At 68.8% G+C, this 17094-nt stretch carries 17 protein-coding genes and 1 pseudogene; 11 read left to right on the forward strand and 7 right to left on the reverse strand.

What is annotated here, in order from left to right:
* The first annotated feature begins 6 nt into the window (after positions 1–6).
* Genes ACFVX6_RS20190 through ACFVX6_RS20200 form a run of 3 tightly spaced genes read left to right on the forward strand, consistent with a single transcriptional unit; the run spans position 7 to position 3436 of the window.
* Complete coding sequence (locus tag ACFVX6_RS20190; protein ID WP_389693231.1) at positions 7–1149, forward strand: DUF4331 family protein; 1143 nt, start codon at positions 7–9, stop codon at positions 1147–1149.
* The gene (locus ACFVX6_RS20195; protein WP_389693233.1) at positions 1146–2477 is read left to right on the forward strand and encodes a Dyp-type peroxidase; all 1332 of its coding nucleotides are present in this window, start codon (positions 1146–1148) and stop codon (positions 2475–2477) included. The genes ACFVX6_RS20190 and ACFVX6_RS20195 overlap by 4 nt, the downstream gene beginning before the upstream one ends.
* Positions 2478–2494: 17 nt before the next feature.
* Positions 2495–3436 carry a YhjD/YihY/BrkB family envelope integrity protein gene (locus tag ACFVX6_RS20200; RefSeq protein ID WP_389693235.1) on the forward strand — a complete coding sequence of 314 codons (942 nt, stop codon included), beginning with the start codon at positions 2495–2497 and terminating at the stop codon, positions 3434–3436.
* Here the strand turns inward: ACFVX6_RS20200 and ACFVX6_RS20205 are convergent.
* The 3 genes from ACFVX6_RS20205 to ACFVX6_RS20215 form a co-directional block, all read right to left on the reverse strand.
* Positions 3408–3635, reverse strand: a complete 228-nt coding sequence (locus ACFVX6_RS20205) for a 4-oxalocrotonate tautomerase family protein (protein ID WP_389693237.1) — start codon at positions 3633–3635, stop codon at positions 3408–3410. The two genes, ACFVX6_RS20200 and ACFVX6_RS20205, sit on opposite strands and share 29 nt — an antisense overlap.
* A gap of 69 nt (positions 3636–3704) precedes the next feature.
* Positions 3705–4328, reverse strand: coding sequence for a hypothetical protein (locus ACFVX6_RS20210; protein ID WP_389693239.1), 624 nt, complete (start codon positions 4326–4328; stop codon positions 3705–3707).
* Between the two features lie 194 nt (positions 4329–4522).
* Positions 4523–5014, reverse strand: coding sequence for a DUF1269 domain-containing protein (locus ACFVX6_RS20215; protein WP_389693241.1), 492 nt, complete (start codon positions 5012–5014; stop codon positions 4523–4525).
* 247 nt (positions 5015–5261) lie between these two features.
* Between ACFVX6_RS20215 and ACFVX6_RS20220 the strand changes: the two genes are divergently transcribed.
* Positions 5262–5708 carry a hypothetical protein gene (locus ACFVX6_RS20220; protein ID WP_389693271.1) on the forward strand — a complete coding sequence of 149 codons (447 nt, stop codon included), beginning with the start codon at positions 5262–5264 and terminating at the stop codon, positions 5706–5708.
* A 114-nt stretch (positions 5709–5822) separates the two neighbouring features.
* Here ACFVX6_RS20220 and ACFVX6_RS20225 read toward each other — a convergent pair whose 3' ends face one another.
* The 3 genes from ACFVX6_RS20225 to nhaC form a co-directional block, all read right to left on the reverse strand.
* Positions 5823–7082, reverse strand: coding sequence for an arginine deiminase (locus ACFVX6_RS20225; RefSeq protein ID WP_389693243.1), 1260 nt, complete (start codon positions 7080–7082; stop codon positions 5823–5825).
* Positions 7083–7152: 70 nt separating this feature from the next.
* Complete coding sequence (locus ACFVX6_RS20230; protein WP_389693245.1) at positions 7153–8613, reverse strand: basic amino acid/polyamine antiporter; 1461 nt, start codon at positions 8611–8613, stop codon at positions 7153–7155.
* Between the two features lie 41 nt (positions 8614–8654).
* Complete coding sequence (gene nhaC, locus ACFVX6_RS20235) at positions 8655–10187, reverse strand: Na+/H+ antiporter NhaC (protein WP_389693247.1); 1533 nt, start codon at positions 10185–10187, stop codon at positions 8655–8657.
* A 479-nt stretch (positions 10188–10666) separates the two neighbouring features.
* Here nhaC and ACFVX6_RS20240 point away from each other — a divergent pair, with 479 nt between their 5' ends.
* The 7 genes from ACFVX6_RS20240 to ACFVX6_RS20270 all read left to right on the forward strand — a co-directional run bounded on the left by ACFVX6_RS20240 (position 10667) and on the right by ACFVX6_RS20270 (position 16744).
* Positions 10667–11506 (forward strand): HipA family kinase, encoded by an 840-nt coding sequence (locus ACFVX6_RS20240; RefSeq protein ID WP_389693249.1) that lies wholly within the window; start codon positions 10667–10669, stop codon positions 11504–11506.
* Positions 11503–11886 carry a DUF3037 domain-containing protein gene (locus ACFVX6_RS20245; protein ID WP_389693251.1) on the forward strand — a complete coding sequence of 128 codons (384 nt, stop codon included), beginning with the start codon at positions 11503–11505 and terminating at the stop codon, positions 11884–11886. Before ACFVX6_RS20240 ends, ACFVX6_RS20245 begins: the two co-directional genes overlap by 4 nt.
* A 120-nt stretch (positions 11887–12006) precedes the next feature.
* The gene (gene fabG / locus ACFVX6_RS20250) at positions 12007–12768 is read left to right on the forward strand and encodes a 3-oxoacyl-ACP reductase FabG (RefSeq protein ID WP_389693253.1); all 762 of its coding nucleotides are present in this window, start codon (positions 12007–12009) and stop codon (positions 12766–12768) included.
* Positions 12769–12787: 19 nt separating this feature from the next.
* Complete coding sequence (locus ACFVX6_RS20255; protein ID WP_389693255.1) at positions 12788–13549, forward strand: SDR family oxidoreductase; 762 nt, start codon at positions 12788–12790, stop codon at positions 13547–13549.
* A gap of 152 nt (positions 13550–13701) precedes the next feature.
* Complete coding sequence (locus ACFVX6_RS20260) at positions 13702–15285, forward strand: ABC transporter substrate-binding protein (RefSeq protein ID WP_389693257.1); 1584 nt, start codon at positions 13702–13704, stop codon at positions 15283–15285.
* Between the two features lie 193 nt (positions 15286–15478).
* Positions 15479–16150 (forward strand): uracil-DNA glycosylase, encoded by a 672-nt coding sequence (locus ACFVX6_RS20265; RefSeq protein ID WP_389693273.1) that lies wholly within the window; start codon positions 15479–15481, stop codon positions 16148–16150.
* Positions 16151–16243: 93 nt separating this feature from the next.
* Positions 16244–16744, forward strand: coding sequence for a hypothetical protein (locus tag ACFVX6_RS20270; RefSeq protein WP_389693259.1), 501 nt, complete (start codon positions 16244–16246; stop codon positions 16742–16744).
* Positions 16745–16787: 43 nt separating this feature from the next.
* On the opposite strand, the pseudogene ACFVX6_RS20275 reads toward ACFVX6_RS20270, so the two are convergent.
* Positions 16788–17094, reverse strand: a pseudogene (locus tag ACFVX6_RS20275) (hypothetical protein); the annotation flags it as partial.

A 17094-nucleotide genomic window follows, 5' to 3' on the forward strand; every position in this document is an offset into this window, starting at 1 on the left:
AGAAGAATGTCCGATCACCTGTCGTCGCCTCGTGCCCTGGAGGATCCGGCCTCCGACATCTGCGACCTGTACGCCTTTCCCAGCCCAGGGCGCCCGGGCCACCTGACGCTGGTGATGACCGTGTTCCCCCGGGCCGCCCACACAGCGCTCTTTGCCGACGACGTGGTGTGCAGGTTCCGGCTCCGTCCCGTGTCGGTCGCCGCCACGGGGGTGAAGGCGCGGTTCGCCGTCGGCGCCGACGACACCGAGATGATCTTGGAATGCACCTTCTCGGAGCCTTCGGCGCCGACGGGCGGTGGCCGGCCCGTGCAGGTCGGCACCTGCACGACGCCCACCCATCACGAGGCGCGCGCGGTCGTGCACGACCGCTCCGGTGGCGACGGTGACGGGCTGCGGATGTTTGCCGGTCTCGTTTCGGACCCGTTCATCTTCCAACTCGAATCGATCATGGAGACCGTCACCACCGGAAAACTGGCATTCGGGAAGGTCACCACGAACACCATGGACGGTGCCAACGTGCTCGGCATCGTCGTGGAGGTCGACTGCGCCCGCTGGCTGCCGGACCACTCCCTGGTCGCGGTCGTCGGCGAGACACTGGCAGCCGGCAAGCGACCGGTCCGTCTGGAGCGCGTCGGCCGCCCGGAGATCAAGAACATCGGCATGCAGTGGCCCGGATACGACCCGCTCAACCGGACCATCGACCTGCGCGAGCTCTACAACCAGGAAGACGCATTCCACCTCAGGGACGACTACCTGGATGCCTACCGCAGCCGGCTGGGCGCCAACCTGAGCTTCTACGACGGCTTGGACGGCAAGACCGACTGGCCGCCGGACGAGAACGGCAACCACCCGCTCGTCGGGCTGCTGCTCCAGGACTTCCTCGTCGTGGACGTGACCAAGCCGTTCGCCGAGGACACCTGGTTCGGCATCGAACAGGACGTGCTCGCCGACCGCCCGCACCGCAATTGCGGCGGCCGGGCCCTCAACGACGACTTCCTCGACACCTACTACACCTTCTTCATCAGCGCCGGGAACGGGCCCCGCATCAGCGACGGCGTCGATCAGGCGACGGTACCGGCGACCCACGACTTCCCCTATCTGGCCCCGCCCAATCCGGCTCCCGCCGCCGCAGAGGCAGGCCGCACGTGACGACGTACCCCCCACTGCAACTCGAGGACATCCAAGGCGGGGTCCTGCACCCACTGCCCTGCCCTTACGTCGGCGTGTTCACGCTCCTGCGGATCGACAACGCGGTGGCCGGACGGGAACTGCTCGCCCAGCTGATCCCCTCCCTGCGCACGGCTGAGGAACCCGCGAGCCCCGACGCCGACGCCTGGCTGAGCGTTGCCCTCACCTACAAGGGCCTGCAAGCACTGGGCGTTCCGTCGGCATCCTTGGACAGCTTCGACCCCGAGTTCCGGGCGGGCATGGCAGCTCGCGCCGACCGCCTCCACGACGTCGGCGACAGTGCGCCGGTCAATTGGGAGGAGCCGCTGCGTTCTCCGGGCATCCATGTGGTCCTGACCTCGATGGCTCCCGATCAGGAGCGGCTGGACGCGCAGCTGGAGCGAGCCGAGGCCATGGTGTCCCGCGTCGGGGGCATCACCGTCCTCTACCGCCTGGACTGCCGCTCCTCGGACGGCCGGGAACCCTTCGGCTTCCAGGACAACATCAGCCACCCCGCCGTCGAAGGAAGTGGAATCCCTGGCTCCAATCCGAAGGAAGGGCCCCTCAAGGCAGGGGAGTTCATCCTCGGCTATCCCGACGAGAGCGGTCGGATCCCTCCCGTTCCCCAGCCGGCCGTTCTCGGCCACAACGGCAGCTATCTCGTCATCCGCAAGCTCCACCAACGAGTGGCCGCCTTCCGTCGGTACGTACGCGAACAGGCCTCAGTCTCCGGTGACGAGGAGCTGGTCGCTGCGAAGATCATGGGCAGGTGGCCCAGCGGCGCACCGCTCACCCTCGCACCGGAGCAGGACGACCCGGACCTCGGAGCCGACCCGGCCCGCAACAACGACTTCGCCTACAAAGCGGACGGGGACGAGCGAGGCCTCAAGTGCCCGGTCGGCTCCCATGTGCGGCGGATGAACCCCCGCGACGCCGACGTCGTCGGCAACCCGCGTCGGCACCGGCTGCTGCGCCGGGAGGCGGTCTACGGCCCGACGCTGCCCGAGGGAGTGGTGGAGGACGACGCCGTCGACCGGGGAATGATCTTCGCGTGCGTCGGCGCTTCGCTGCGGCGGCAGTTCGAGTTCGTCCAGGAGGAGTGGGTGAACAGCGGGATCTTCATCGGCCATGGTCTGGAAAAGGACCCGCTGTGCGGCGCGAACCAGGGCGACGGCGTCTTCACCGTCCCGGAGCGACCCATCCGGCGCCGACTCCCAGAACTTCCGACCTTCGTCGTCACGCGTGGTGGCGACTACTTCTTCATGCCCAGCTTCACCGCGCTGCGCTGGCTCAGCCGGCTGACGGACTGACGACGAGGCGGGAGCGAATGTCCGCCGAACACCTGGGAGGCGGCGGCGGCCGCCGGCGACACCTGAGGAATGCCGCCCTCGCCCGCGCACGAGCCGTCGTCCAGACCGGCTCCCGGGCGATGCGTCGCCACACCCACCTCCTGCACGCCTTCTCCCGGCAGATGATCGCCGTCCGTGTCGTCGACTCGGCCAACCGCCTCGGCGCTGAAGTCTTCATGACCGCGGTGCCGGTGCTCTTCGTCGTCGCAGCGTTCTCGCCGCAGTCGGTCCGCGAGGAACTCGTCGACTCCGTACGTGCCGTACTCGGGCTGCGCGGCGCTTCCCTGGAGGAAGTCACGCAGGTCTTCGACTCCAGCGATGAAGACATGCGCAATGCCTATGGAGCCCTCGGCATCATCATCACCGTGACGTCTGCGACCAAGTGCAGTCGAGTCCTGCAACGCCTGTGCGAGCGCTCATGGCACCTGCCACGGGCCAAGGCACGCCTGATCGCATGGCGGTGGTTCGTCTGGTTGCTGATCTGGCTGGCCGCTCTGACCCTTCAGAGTTCACTGCGCGGCGGGCTCGGTACCGGCGAAGGGCTCGGCATCTTCCTGGCCTTCGTCACCAGCACGCTGCTGTGGTGGTGGACCCAGCACTTCCTCCTCGGCGGCCGCCTCAACTGGCTGCCCCTCCTGCCCGGCGCGCTGCTCACCGCTGCCGGTACCGCCGTTCTCATCCGGCTGTCGCGCTATTACATGCCCGGCGCCCTGAACCGGAGCATCGCGCAGTTCGGGCCGCTGGGCTCGGTCTTCACCCTGCTGACCTGGCTCATCGCGGTCGGAGGAGTGGTGAGCGTCGGCATCGCGTCCGGCTACCTCGCCGCCCAAGTGCCCGCTGTGGCTCGATGGCTCTCCACCCCCGCACCGGCGGCAAACCGACCCCAAGAGCTCAGCCCGACGCGCCACCCCGATCACTGACCAGCTCACCACCGGTCGACCAGTCCTGGGCATCGAACTCCTGCAGGGTGACCCAGACCTTTCCCTCGTCCGTACCGATGGCCCTGACGTATGCGTCGGTGAGCTCTCGGACGAGCGCACGCTTCTGCTCAGTGCTGCAGCTCGCGATGTGCTTGACCTCGATGAACGGCATGTCCAGCTCCTTCTCAAGCGGGCGCATTCCGCCTCCGTCAGAAGGCGTGCGCCGACCGGTCGGCGCGAAAGCCGACGCAGCGGCGCGAGCGGGCGATCAGTACCGCTGGGCTTTTGCGATCCGTGGTGTCAGGTTCAAGTCGGCGGGCTTGCGGCTGATGGCGAGGGGCTGGGCCAGCTCGCCGGGCTCGAGGTTCTCCGCTCCGACGATCCTGCTCTCCACGACCTTGCCGGTGGCATCCGTGAAGTCCACTTGGACGGCGTACGACGCCTTCTTGTCCGTACGGTTGGTGATGCTGACGATGAGCGCCAGAAGCCCCCCGGTCTCGGCCCTCGGCTTGCCGCGCAGCGAGACATCTGCCCCCGCATTGCCACCGCCCGACACCGCTTCCAACTCCCTGGCAGCAGCCTCGTTCGCCCGCAGTGTCTCGGCCGATACAGAGGCCTCGAAGGCGGAAGCGGCGGCAGACGCGGACGAGGCCGCAGCCGACGCCGACGCGAGTGCGGACGCCGCAGCCGAACTCATCAGGGAAGGAGGCGTGCCCGAGAAGGCAGCCGTGTCCGGTGGCGTAGGTGGGGGGCTGAACGTCCTGGTCGACTGGTCTCCCGCACCCGTACTGCACGACGCCAGCACGGCCACCCCCGAAACCATGGCGACCAGCGTCAATGCGACAGCCGTCACACCCCGCCCAGCCGGTGAGTGCTTCCCGGACACGGTCATAGGGCTTCCTTCCACGCTGACGAGCCGATGTCGGTATCACCTCATGCTCGATGCCGTCCTCGCCTGTCGCGACCGGGGTAGACCGACCGGGTTGACGCGTGCCGCAGGGCACTGCGCCGCAAGGTCCGGGCCTCCTTCGACCCGACTGCCCGCCGCCGTGCCTGCAAGGCCTGACCGAAAGTGGCATGGCGCACCTACGGCCGAGAGCCCGCGAGCTGCTCGGCCAGCTCACTCTCCTCCGCAGCGCCGAGCGAGGTCTGCAAAACCGTGCCACCGTGCTGCCGCATGGCCTCGGAGAACCTGTCCTCCGACACGATCAGGCCCATGATCGCCACGGCCGCCGACCCAGGCTTGAGGAGATCTTGAACGCGTCGGCGGAATTCCTCGTCGACACCTGATTTGCCGAGCTTCCCCAGCAGTCCGCCGACCGCTGCACCGGTAACGAACCCGACGCCGGGCAGAAGGAACAGCACGCCGAAGACGATGCCCCACACCGCTCCGGCCGCAGCCGACGGACCGATGAGACGGCTCGGCGTGTCCACGTGGGTCTCGCCCTGCACATCCACCGACACCACCGCCAGCCCGCTCACGCTGACGACGTGATCCCGGTGAAGCTCCTGCACGGTGGCGTAGGCCCGCCGGGCAGTCTCGGGATCCTCGTATCCGATCACCATCAGCTCCGACATGAACGCCTCCCGGTGTGGCGACAGGACCTCAACGCACGCTATGCCCCCGTAGGGGCTTCAGCATCCCGCCACCGCTGCGCGCGCCGAGCGGCGAGCTCAGTGCCGGCTCTCCAGCACTCGGTCATGCGGGAGCGCGTGGAGTCGTAGTGGGCCGGAATGCCGATGGAAGGCTGCCGTGACACGCTGAAACAGGGGATCCCGCCGGTCCCGGCATACCAGGCCGGTTCTGCAACCCATGGAGATCGAAATGGCCAGTGACGCCAGCAGACCCCGAGCAGGCACCGCGCACCCGAGTCCCTGGCATGCGCCCACATCCGGCACCACCGTGCTGGCAGCAGCCTTGATGATCTTCGGTGGGGCGATGGCGATCTTCGAAGGGATCGCGGCCATCGCCAAGGACGAACTGTTCCTCGCGACTCGGCACTACGTGTTCGAGTTCAGCCTGGCGGGCTGGGGCTGGGTACACCTCATCCTGGGCCTCGCCCTCGTCTTCGCCGGTTGCGCCGTCATCAGCGGAGCCCTGTGGGCGCGCTTGTTCGGTGTCTCCGTCGCCGGGCTGGGGGCGATCGCCAACTTCCTGTGGCTGCCGTACTACCCCTTGTGGGCCCTGGTGCTCATCGCCGTCAACCTTCTCGTCGTGTGGGCACTGTGCAGGGGGATGCACCGAGAAGCAGACGCGGGCCCGACTGCCTGACCGGGCGGTAAGCGGCCCTGCCGCAGACCCGCACCGGGCCCGGTGGGACCTGCGCCCGGTGGGACCTGGGGTCGGGCGGATCCGACGGGCCGCGCCGCGACGGTGCCCGGCCCGTCAGAAGGAGACGGCGTCGCGGATGAGCGGGCAGGTCATGCAGTGTCCGCCACCGCGCCCGCGCCCGAGTTCGGCACCGACGATGGTGATGACCTCGACACCGGCCTTGCGCAGCAGTGTGTTGGTTTGAGTGTTGCGGTCGTACGTGAAGACCACGCCGGGCTCCAGGGCGACCGCGTTGTTGCCGCTGTCCCATTGCTGGCGCTCGGAGGCGTACACGTCCCCGCCGGTCTCGATGACCGTCAGCCGGGGCAGCCCGAGGCCCTTGGCCACGACGTCGACGAACGGGCTCGATCCCTCGTCTGTGATCTCGACGCCCACGGGCTTGTCGCTCGGGCGCAGGGAGAAGGTGTGCACCGCGTCCATGATCTTGGGATAGAGGGTGACGATGTCGCGGTCGGCAAACGTGAAGACGGTGTCGAGGTGCATGGCGGCCCGCAGTTTGGGCATGCCCGCGACGATGACGTGCTGGGCGGCGCCGTTCTTGAACAGTGAGGCGGCGACTTGAGTGATGGCCTGGCGGGAGGTGCGTTCGCTCATGCCCATCAGCACGACGCCGTTGCCGACCGGCATGATGTCGCCGCCCTCGAACGTGGCCTGGCCCCAGTTCTGTTCGGGATCTCCCCACCATACGGTGGAGGCCTTGAAGTCGGGGTGGAAGGTGTAGATCGCCTTCATCAGGAGGGTTTCGTCGTGCCGGGCAGGCCAGTACAGCGGGTTCAGCGTGACGCCGCCGTAGAGCCAGCAGGTGGTGTCGCGGGTGTAGAGGGTGTTGGGGAGGGGCGGCATCAGGTACTCCCGCGCACCGGTCGCTTCGCGAGCGAGCGCCACGTAGCCGGACCGGAAGTCGTCCGGCAGGTCGGCGGTCGACAACCCACCGATCAGGAAGTCGGCCAGCTCACGCGGGGCGAGGGTCTCCAAGAAGGCCCTGGTGCCGTCGAGGAGTCCGAGGCCGACCTCGTTGGCGGTGATCTTCCGGTCGAGGAGCCAGGTCCTGGCCTCGGCAATGGCCATGGTCTCGGCGAGCAGGTCGTGCAGCTCGACGACCTCGACTCCGCGCTGGGTGAGCTTGTTGACGAAGTCCGCGTGATCGCGCTGGGCGTTCTCCACCCACATGACGTCGTCGAAGAGCAGGTCGTCCGCATTGGTGGGGGTCAAGCGGCGGTGCGCGAGCCCGGGTGCGCAGACCAGGACCTTGCGGAGCCTGCCGACCTCGGAGTGGACGCCGAAGGCGGGCCGGGGGGTGCTGTCGGTGCTCAACGCGTTGCGCCTTTCGTTGGATGGATCGGGGATCAGGTATCCCGATCGGGGATCGGGGGTCAGGTACGGATCACAGCTCGATCCAGCCCACGGCCAGAGCGAGCACTCCCACGAGAGCGCCGGCGATGGAGACGGCACAGATGACGGCCTCGCCGGGGGAGAACAGGCGCCGGTTCTGCTCCCGCCGCGCCTTGACGAACAGGAACGTCGCCGGGGCGTAGAGGATGAAGGAGACCAGGACCAACTTGAGCCCGGCGGCAAAGAGCAGGAACGCCGTGTACAGCGTGGCGACCACCGCGATCGCCAGCTCCCCGCGCGTGCTCCGCCCGACGGTCTCCTCGCGGCCCGGCCCGGAGGCGACCTTCACGGCGAAGGCCGCGGCGAGCAGGAAGGGGATCAGGCTCAGTGCGCTGGTCAGGTCGAGCGCGAAGTTGAACGCGTCCTCGGAGAACATCGTGACGACCAGGACGACCTGGCTCAGGGAAGTGGTCATCAACAGCGCGGGAACCGGCACGTCCTCAGAGGTGGCCCGCCCCAGGAAACGGGGCATGTCCTTGTCCTTCGCGGCGACGAAGAGCACTTCCGCGGCCATGAGCGTCCAGGCCAGATAGGCGCCGAGGACGGAGACGATCAGGCCGACGCTGACGAAGACCTTGCCCCAGGTGCCGACTGCGTGCTCCAGGACACCGGCCATGGAGGGCTGGCGCAGCTCGGCGATCTCGGCCATCGGCATGATCCCGTAGGACACGATGGTGACCGAGGCGAAGACGGCGAAGACGCTGAGGAATCCCAGGACGGTGGCGCGCCCGACGTCCTCGCGCCGCTTGGCGTGCCGGGAGTAGACGCTCGCCCCCTCGACACCGAGGAAGACGAAGACGGTGGCCAGCATCGTCCCGCGGACCTGGTTGAACAGCGAACCGGCGTAGTCGGCGCCGCCCCAGTTGGCTGCGAAGACGTCCGTGTCGAGGCAGAACAGTGCGAGGACGACGAAGACGAGGATGGGCACGACCTTCGCCACGGTCACGATCTTGTTGATCGCGGCCGCCTCTTTCACTCCGCGGCGGATCAGCAGGAAGAACGCCCACAAGCCGACCGAGGAGAGGACGACGGCGAGGAGGGTGTCCCCGTCGCCGAGCGCGGGCCAGATCGCGCCGATCGTCGACATGATGAGCACCCAGTAGGTGACGTTGCCGACGCACGCACTCGCCCAGTAGCCGAAGGCGGAGAAGAACCCGAGGTACTCCCCGAATCCGGCCTTGGCGTAGGCGTACACGCCCGCGTCGAGGTCGGGCCTGCGTACCGCGAGGGTCTGGAACACGAACGCGAGCATCAGCATGCCCGTACCGGCGATCGCCCAGGCGATCAGGGCGCCCGCAACCCCCGTCTCCTGGGCGAAGCGGCGCGGTAGGGAGAACACCCCGGCGCCGACCATCGAGCCGACCACCATCGCGGTCAGTGTCAGCAGCGTCAACTTGACGGCCGGCCGGCCTGCGGTGGTCGCCGCCGCGTCGTTGATCTCGGCGTTGCTCATGGCTTCCTTCGTCTACGACTCTCGGTGGTGGGGGCTGCCGGCTACCGGCCGATGGAGGCCCCGGACCCGGACCCGCCCTCGGAGCCGGTCACTGACCCGGCCTCGGGCGGTGCGACTTTCTCGATCTTGAACCCGGTGATGCCGTAGAGGACGCTCAGGGCCGGGCTGGCGTAGTTGAAGATCGCGAACGGGGCGTAGGTCAGGGTGGGGACGCCGAGCACCGCTCCCATGAACGCGCCGCAGGAGTTCCACGGGACGAGCGCGGAGGTGACCGTGCCGCTGTCGGCGCAGAGACGGGACAGGTTCGTCGGTGCGAGCCCGCGCTTCTCGAACTCCAGACGGAACACCCGCGAGGGCAGAACGAGGGCGATGTACTGGTCACCGGCGACGACGTTCAGGCCGAAGGCGCAGGCGAACACGGTGAGGAACAGGCGGCCGGTGCTCTTCGCCGAGCGGATCAGTGGGTCCACGAGCCGAGCGATGAGGCCGAACTCCTCCAGCACGGCACCGAAGGTGACCGCACCGATGATCAGCCAGAGGGTGAGGAGCACGCTGTCCATGCCGCCACGTGAGAGCAGTTGGTCGATCAGCGGGATGCCGGGCCGGATGGAGAATCCGTTCGCCATGGCGAGCCAGATGCCCTTCAGCGACTCGAGCACGACGTCTCCGGACCCGACGACGAAGTCCCGCATCACGGAGGGCTGCAGGAACGCGCCGAGCACGCCCGCGAAGATGGCCGAGCCGATGAGGGCGAGCGAAGCCGGCACCTTCTTGACCGACAGGAAGGCCAGGAGGACGAGAGGCAGAAGGTTCAAGGGAGTGATGTGGTAGATGTCGCCGAGGCGGGCGAGCTCGATGTCCTCTCCCACCGGGTTGACCACGTCGGCACTCTTGACCAGGCCGATCACCAGGAAGACCGCGAAGGCGATGACGAACGCGGGCAACGACGTCCACGCCTGGCGTTTGATGTGCTCGTGGACGTCGACCTTCACCATCTGGGCGGTCAGAACCGTCGTCTCCGACAGCGGGGAGAGTTTGTCTCCGAGGTACGCGCCCGAGATCACCGCGCCAGCTGTGATCGCTGTGGACACGCCGAGCATGTCCGCGACTCCGACCAACCCCACACCGATCGTGCCCGCGGTCGTCCAGGAACTCCCGATGCTCAGGGCGATGGCGCCGCAGATGACGGCAGTGGCCGCGTAGTACCAACTCGGTGAGAGCGCCTGGATGCCGTAGTACACCAAGGTCGGGATCGTCCCGGAAAGGTTCCACACCCCGATCAGGGCGCCCACCGCCAGGAGGATGAACACCGCGCTGGTGATCGAGGAAAGGGCGCGCTGGCCTGCCTGCTGCACCGCACTCCACGGATGGCCGTTCTTCATCGCCACCAGCGCCGCAGCCATCGCACAGAGCACCAGGGCCACCTGGATCGGCCCGTCGAGTGCGTCGAGCCCGAACAGGGCCAGCGACCCGGCGACCAGTACGGCCAGCACCACCAGGGGCACGATCGAGTCGAGCAGGGACGGCTCGCGCACCGGAGGGCCGGGCGCTTCGCCTTCTTCCTCGTCCCGCATCCCAGCCCCGTTCACGCATGGGCATCGGCCGCAACGCCGTAGCCCTCCGAAATGTGGAATATAGCCTCATATCGGTGGATATCGCGTAGCTGAGTGAGTGTCGCGACCTGACAGCGTCCGTGCTGAGGAGCGCACCTGGCCGCGGTGATCACTTCTTCTCCTGGTGGACCGTCGTGAAGATCGGGCAACTTCGTTGCCATGCGGTGCGGGACTCGGGGGGCGCTCGATCTGACGTAGGCCTTGGAATGGAAAGGAGATGCGCGAGGTTGCCTGGGATCGGTGCCTTGGGGAGAGCTGTGCCGTGCCCGAGTGCACCCCTAGGGGCGGGTGACCCGCCCTCCCGATATCCTTGCCGCGGGTGATCTCGGTATGTGAAGCCGAATATTTCCCGGTGTTGGCTGGTGGGGGCCGGTGAAGGGTCAGCTATTCCCCGACGGCGACTTGGATATGCAGGCCCGTGGGGTGTGTAGCCTGGGAAGATGTTGACAGAAGTCACGGCGACCCGCTATGTCACGCCTCTGCGCGAGGGCGGCTCGCTCCCTGGAATCGTCGAGGCCGACGACCTCGGTACGTACGTCATGAAGTTCACCGGAGCCGGCCAGGGTCGCAAGACCCTGGTCGCCGAGGTCATCTGCGGCCGCCTGGCCCAGCGGCTGGGGCTGCGCGTCCCCAGGCTGGTGCAGATGCAGCTCGACCCGGTCATCGGGCTCGGCGAGCCCGACCAGGAGGTGCAGGAGCTGCTCAAGGCCAGCGGCGGGCTGAACCTCGGGATGGACTACCTCCCCGGCTCGATCGGCTTCGACCCGCTCGCCTACCAGGTGGACCCCGTCGAGGCGGGGCGCGCGGTCTGGTTCGACGCACTGATCAACAACGTCGACCGGTCCTGGCGCAACCCGAACATGCTGGTCTGGCACGGGGACCTCTGGCTCATCGACCACGGCGCCACCATGATCTGGCACCACAACTGGCCCACCGCCGAGAGCGCCGCCGCCAAGCCCTACAACGCCTCCGACCACGTACTCGCCCCGGTCGGCCCGGACATCGCCGCGGCGGCGGCCGCGCTCGCGCCGCTGGTCACCGAGGAGCTGCTCACCGAGGTCGCCGCCGACGTGCCCGACGAGTGGCTGGTCGACGAGCCGGGCTTCGACTCCACCGACGCGCTGCGCCGCGCCTACGTGGAGGTCCTGCTGCCGCGCGCGGCCACGATCCACGAGAGGATCACGATGGAGGCCGGGGCGAAGGTCCGGTCGGGTCCGCCCGGCTGGCTCGCCGACCGCCTCGACCCCCGTCCCCGGAAGATGAAGAGCGACAGCGAGTGATCAAGCGGGACGTGTTCGAGTACGCGTTGGTGCGTGTGGTGCCCCGGATGGAGCGCGGCGAGTGTTTCAACGCCGGCGTGATCGTCTACTGCCGGGCGCAGTCCTACGTCCGCGCGCGCACCCACCTCGACGAGGCCAAGCTCCTCGCCCTGGACCCGAAGGCCGACGTGGCCGGGGTGCGGGCCGCCCTGCGCGGGGTCGAGGGCGTGTGCGAGGGCGGCGAGTCCGCCGGCCAGGCGGCGGGTGACGACGCGGGGCGGCGTTTCCGGTGGCTGATCGCGCCGCGCAGCACGGTGGTGCAGCCGGGCCCGGTCCACACGGGCCTGACGGCGGACCCCGCCGCCGAGGTGGAGCGGCTGCTGGACCTGTTGGTCCGGTAGTCGGCTGGATCTGCTCCCCGTTGACACGGAGTGCCAGGGCTCCTAGCGTCTCCTCAGCTGAAGCTACTAAGCGGTTGCTCACCTCTGAGGGGCCGCTTTCCCAAGGCGAGGAGATCCAGCATGTCCACCACCGAGCAGCGCGTCGCGATCGTGACCGGGGCGGCCCGGGGCATCGGCGCCGCCACTGCCGTACGCCTGGCCGCCGAAGGCCGGGCGGTCGCCGTACTCGACCTGGACGAGGCGGCCTGCAAGGACACCGTGGAGACGATCACGGCGGCCGGCGGCACGGCCGTCGCGATCGGCTGCGACGTCTCCGACAGCGCGCAGGTGGAGGCGGCCGTCGAACGGGTGGTGAGCCTGCTCGGCGCCCCGACCATCCTCGTCAACAACGCGGGTGTGCTGCGGGACAACCTGCTCTTCAAGATGAGCGACACCGACTGGGACACCGTCATGAACGTGCACCTGCGCGGTGCGTTCCTGATGTCGAAGGCCTGTCAGAAGCACATGGTGGCGGCCAAGTTCGGCCGGATCGTGAGCCTCTCGAGCAGCTCGGCGCTCGGTAACCGCGGCCAGGCCAACTACTCGGCGGCCAAGGCCGGCCTGCAGGGCTTCACCAAGACCCTGGCCATCGAGCTCGGCAAGTTCGGCATCACCGCGAACGCCGTCGCCCCCGGTTTCATCGTCACCGAGATGACCGCCCACACGGCCGCCCGGGTCGGCATGGACTTCGAGGACTTCCAGGCCGCGGCCGCCACCCAGATCCCGGTGCAGCGCGTCGGGCGCCCGGACGACGTGGCCAACGCCATCGCCTTCTTCGCCGGCGAGTCCGCCGGCTTCGTTTCCGGCCAGGTCATGTACGTGGCCGGCGGCCCGCTCAGCTGACGAGAGACAGGTGCACGCTATGACGTACGACGGAACGGACAGCGGCAAGGTCGCACTGATCACCGGTGCGAGCCGGGGCATCGGCTACGGCATCGCCGAGGCCCTGGTGGCGCGCGGCGACCGGCTCTGCATCACCGGCCGGAACGAGGAGGCCCTCAAGGAGGCCGTCGAACAGCTCGGTGCGGACCGGGTGATCGGGGTCGCGGGCAAGGCGCACGACGAGGCCCACCAGGCCGTCGCCGTGGAACGCACGATGGAGGCCTTCGGCCGCGTCGACTTCCTGATCAACAACGCGGGGACCAATCCGGTCTTCGGGCCGATCGCGGACCTGGACCTCGGGGTCGCCCGCAAGGTCTTCGAGACCAACGTGATCTCGGCGCTCGGCTTCGCCCAGCGGACCTGGCACGCCTGGCAGAAGGAGAACGGCGGGGCGATCGTCAACATCGCCTCGATCGCCGGCGTCTCCGCTTCGCCCTTCATCGGGGCGTACGGGATGAGCAAGGCGGCCATGGTCAACCTGACGCTGCAGCTCGCCCACGAGATGGCGCCGGGGGTCCGGGTCAACGCGATCGCGCCCGCGGTGGTCAAGACCAGGTTCGCCCAGGCGCTCTACGAGGGCCGGGAGCAGGAGGCTGCGGCGGCGTACCCGCTGGGCCGCCTCGGGCTTCCGGAGGACATCGGAGGGGCCGCCGCGTTCCTTACATCTGCACAAGCGGAATGGATCACGGGACAAACTCTCGTCGTCGACGGGGGAATGTTCCTTAATGCCGGGGTGCATTGACCGATAATCGGACGCATTTGCCTCCGAAGGGGAGGCGAATGCGTACCGAATGGGCACGTAATCGGTCAAGTGCCGCACGAAACCTACCCATTGGTTTCGTGATGCTCTGCGGTAGGGTCTGCCGCACCCCTGGCTGATCGAGGAGCGTGCACGTGTTCAACCGGACCAGATGCCTGCAGATCACTGCGGCCCTTGCGTCCATATCCCTGCTCTCAGGATGCGGCCTGTTTTCGGACGACGGCGGCAATGGAGAACAGCGGATTGTCGTCGGAACGACGAGCGCACCCACGACCCTCGATCCCGCCGCGGCCTGGGACGGCTCCTGGGAGCTCTACCGGAACGTCTACCAGACCCTGCTGGCGTTCCCCACGGGTGCCACCAAGCCCCAGCCGGACGCCGCGCAGAACTGCGAGTTCACCGACTCCGGGAACGAGTCGTACCGCTGCACCGTGCGCAAGGGCCTGAAGTTCTCCGACGGCGAGCCGCTCGACGCCAAGGCCGTCAAGCACTCCCTGGACCGGATCAAGGCCATCAACGCCCCCTCCGGCCCCAAGGCCCTCTTCGGCAGCCTCGACAAGATCGAGACCCCGGACTCGCAGACGGTGGTCTTCCACCTGAACACCCCGGACGCCACCTTCCCCTTCGTGCTCGGCTCCCCGGCCGCCTCGCTCGTCTCGCCGAAGCAGTACCCGGCCGACAAGCTGCGCGAGGGCGACAAGGTCACCGGCTCCGGCCCGTACACCCTCGAGTCGTACAAAGAGGGCGGCGAGGCGGTCCTGAACCGCAACGAGAGCTACAACGGCTTCGCCAACCGCCGCAACGGCGGGGTCACCATCCGCTACTTCGCGGACTCCAAGAAGATGATCGCTGCCCTCAAGGGCAAGGAGATCGACGCGACCTACCGCGGCCTCTCCGCCGACGAGGTCAAGGACCTCCAGGCCCCCGCCTCGCACGACGCGGGCGTCCAGGTCGTCGAGAACGTCGGCGCGGAGATCCGCTACCTGATCTTCAACCCCACCGACCCGCAGGTCGCGAAGGTCGAGGTGCGCCGCGCGATCGCGCAGATCGTCGACCGCGGGGCGCTCGTCTCGAAGGTCTACCAGGGCACCGCCGAGCCGCTCTACTCGATGGTCCCCAAGGGGGTCGTCGGCCACAAGACGCCGTTCTACGACTCCTACGGCCAGCCGGACGTGGCCAAGGCCAGGAAGGCCCTCAAGGACGCCGGGATCCCCACGCCGGTGAACCTGACCTTCTGGTACACCACCGACCGCTACGGCGCCTCCACCGCGGACGAGTTCACCGAGCTCAAGCGCCAGCTCGACGAGAGCGGGCTCTTCAAGATCACGCTGCGCGGGCAGCCCTGGAAGGCCTTCCAGGAGGGCTACAAGAAGGGCGAGTACCCGGTCTTCGGCCGCGGCTGGTTCCCCGACTTCCCGGACCCGGACAACTTCATCGCGCCGTTCGTCGGCAAGGAGAACGCGGTCGGCACCCCGTACGAGTCCAACGAGATCCTGAGCGTCATCCTGCCCAAGTCCCGTCGTGAGAGCGACCGGTCGGCCGGCATCCACGAGTTCGAGAAGGCCCAGCAGATCTTCGCCGACGACGTCCGGCTGCTGCCCCTGTGGCAGGGCAAGCTGTACGTCGCCGCCCGCGACGACATCGCCGGCGCGGAGCGGGCGCTCGACCCGCAGACCGTCATGCAGCTGTGGGAGCTGTACCGCAAGACCAGCTGGTAGCAGGCCCGTACGCCGCCGCGCCCGTCCGCACCGCCCCCGGGCGGGGCGGGCGGGCATCGCGTTGTCAGTGGCCACCGGTAAGTTCTGGACCAGTCGCGCGAAGCAGTTGCGCGAGCGTGCAGGCGTGCAGACGCGCAGGCGTGCAGACGTGAGTCTCGAACAACGTGTACCGGAGGTTGTCGCCGTGACCCAGATGCTGCCCGAGTCCTGGCTCCCCGTCCTCGGCGGGGAGCTGGACCAGCCCTACTTCAAAGAACTCACCGAGTTCGTCGAGAAGGAGCGGGCGAACGGGCCGGTCTACCCGCCCCGCGAACAGGTCTTCGCGGCCCTGGAGGCCACTGCGTTCGACCAGGTGAAGGTACTGGTCCTCGGCCAGGACCCCTACCACGGCGCGGGCCAGGGCCACGGACTGTGCTTCTCCGTGCAGCCCGGCGTGAAGACCCCGCCCTCGCTGCGCAACATCTACAAGGAGATGCAGGCCGAGCTGGGCACCCCGATCCCGGACAACGGCTATCTGATGCCGTGGGCCGAGCAGGGCGTCCTGCTGCTCAACGCGGTGCTCACCGTCCGCGAGGCCGAGCCCAACTCGCACAAGGGCAAGGGCTGGGAGAAGTTCACCGACGCGGTGATCCGCGCGGTGGCCGAGCGCCCCGACCCGGCCGTCTTCGTCCTCTGGGGGGCGTACGCGCAGAAGAAGCTCCCGCTGATCGACGAGGAGCGGCACGCGGTCGTCAAGGGCGCCCACCCCTCCCCGCTGTCGGCCAAGAAGTTCTTCGGCTCCCGGCCCTTCACCCAGATCAACGAGGCCGTCGCCGCCCAGGGCCATGCGCCGATCGACTGGCGGATCCCGGACCTGGGCCGATGACCGACCGCGCCTAGGCGGCATTGCAGGTGCCTCCGGCTAGCGTCTTGATGATCAGACCGGAGCAGGTCTGACGGGAACAAGCCGGAGGCCGCGTTGACGGAGCAGCAGGAGGCGTCAGAGGACGCCGTCATGACCAGGATCGGCCAAGCGGCCATCCTGCTGCACGCCGGCGACCGCGAGGAGGCCCGCAACCGGCTCGGCGAGATCTGGTCCGAGATCGGTACGGAGGGCGACTCCCTGCACCGCTGCACGCTCGCGCACTACCTCGCCGACGCCCAGGACGACCCCGCCGAGGAGCTGGCCTGGGACCTGCGGGCCCTGGCCGCCGCCCACGCCGACTCCGACGGTCCCGGTCCGCCCTCGGCCGTGCGGGTCTTCTACCCGTCGCTGCACCTGAGCCTGGCCGCCGACTACGTGAAGCTACGGCGCCCCGAGGCGGCCAGGATCCACCTGGCGCGGGCCCGCGCCGCCACCGGGGCCCTGGCCGACGACGGGTACGGGAACGGCGTACGGGCCGCCATCGCCCGGCTGGAGCGCCGGCTCGCGGCGGAACCGGGGGAGGGGCCCCGGCCGTTCCCGGAGCAGAACCAGTAGCGGGATCCGGGCCCCCCGGGGGAGCGGCACCGGGGCCTGGCCGTCAGCCGCCCTGGACGCCCGCGCAGATACGGGCCTCCGGGCTGTCCGGATGCCAGCGCCCGTGCCGGCGGCCCAGCGCACACACGTCGGCCGGCCGTACCGGCAGCTCCCGCACCAGCTCCCGCGGCACCTCGGCGCCCTCGGACCGGGGCCGCCCGGGATGCTGCCCACCGGGACGCCCGTCGGCGTGGTCCCGGTGCCCGCCGTGCTGCCGGGGCGCCGGGATGTCCGGGACCGGCGCAGCGGCCTCCGGGGCTCCGCGGCCTCCGGGCCGCCCGTTCCCGGCCGCCTCCGCGGCCGGGAACGGG

The sequence above is a fragment of the Streptomyces sp. NPDC058289 genome, assembly GCF_042880975.1.
GTDB lineage: Bacteria > Actinomycetota > Actinomycetes > Streptomycetales > Streptomycetaceae > Streptomyces > Streptomyces stoeckheimensis.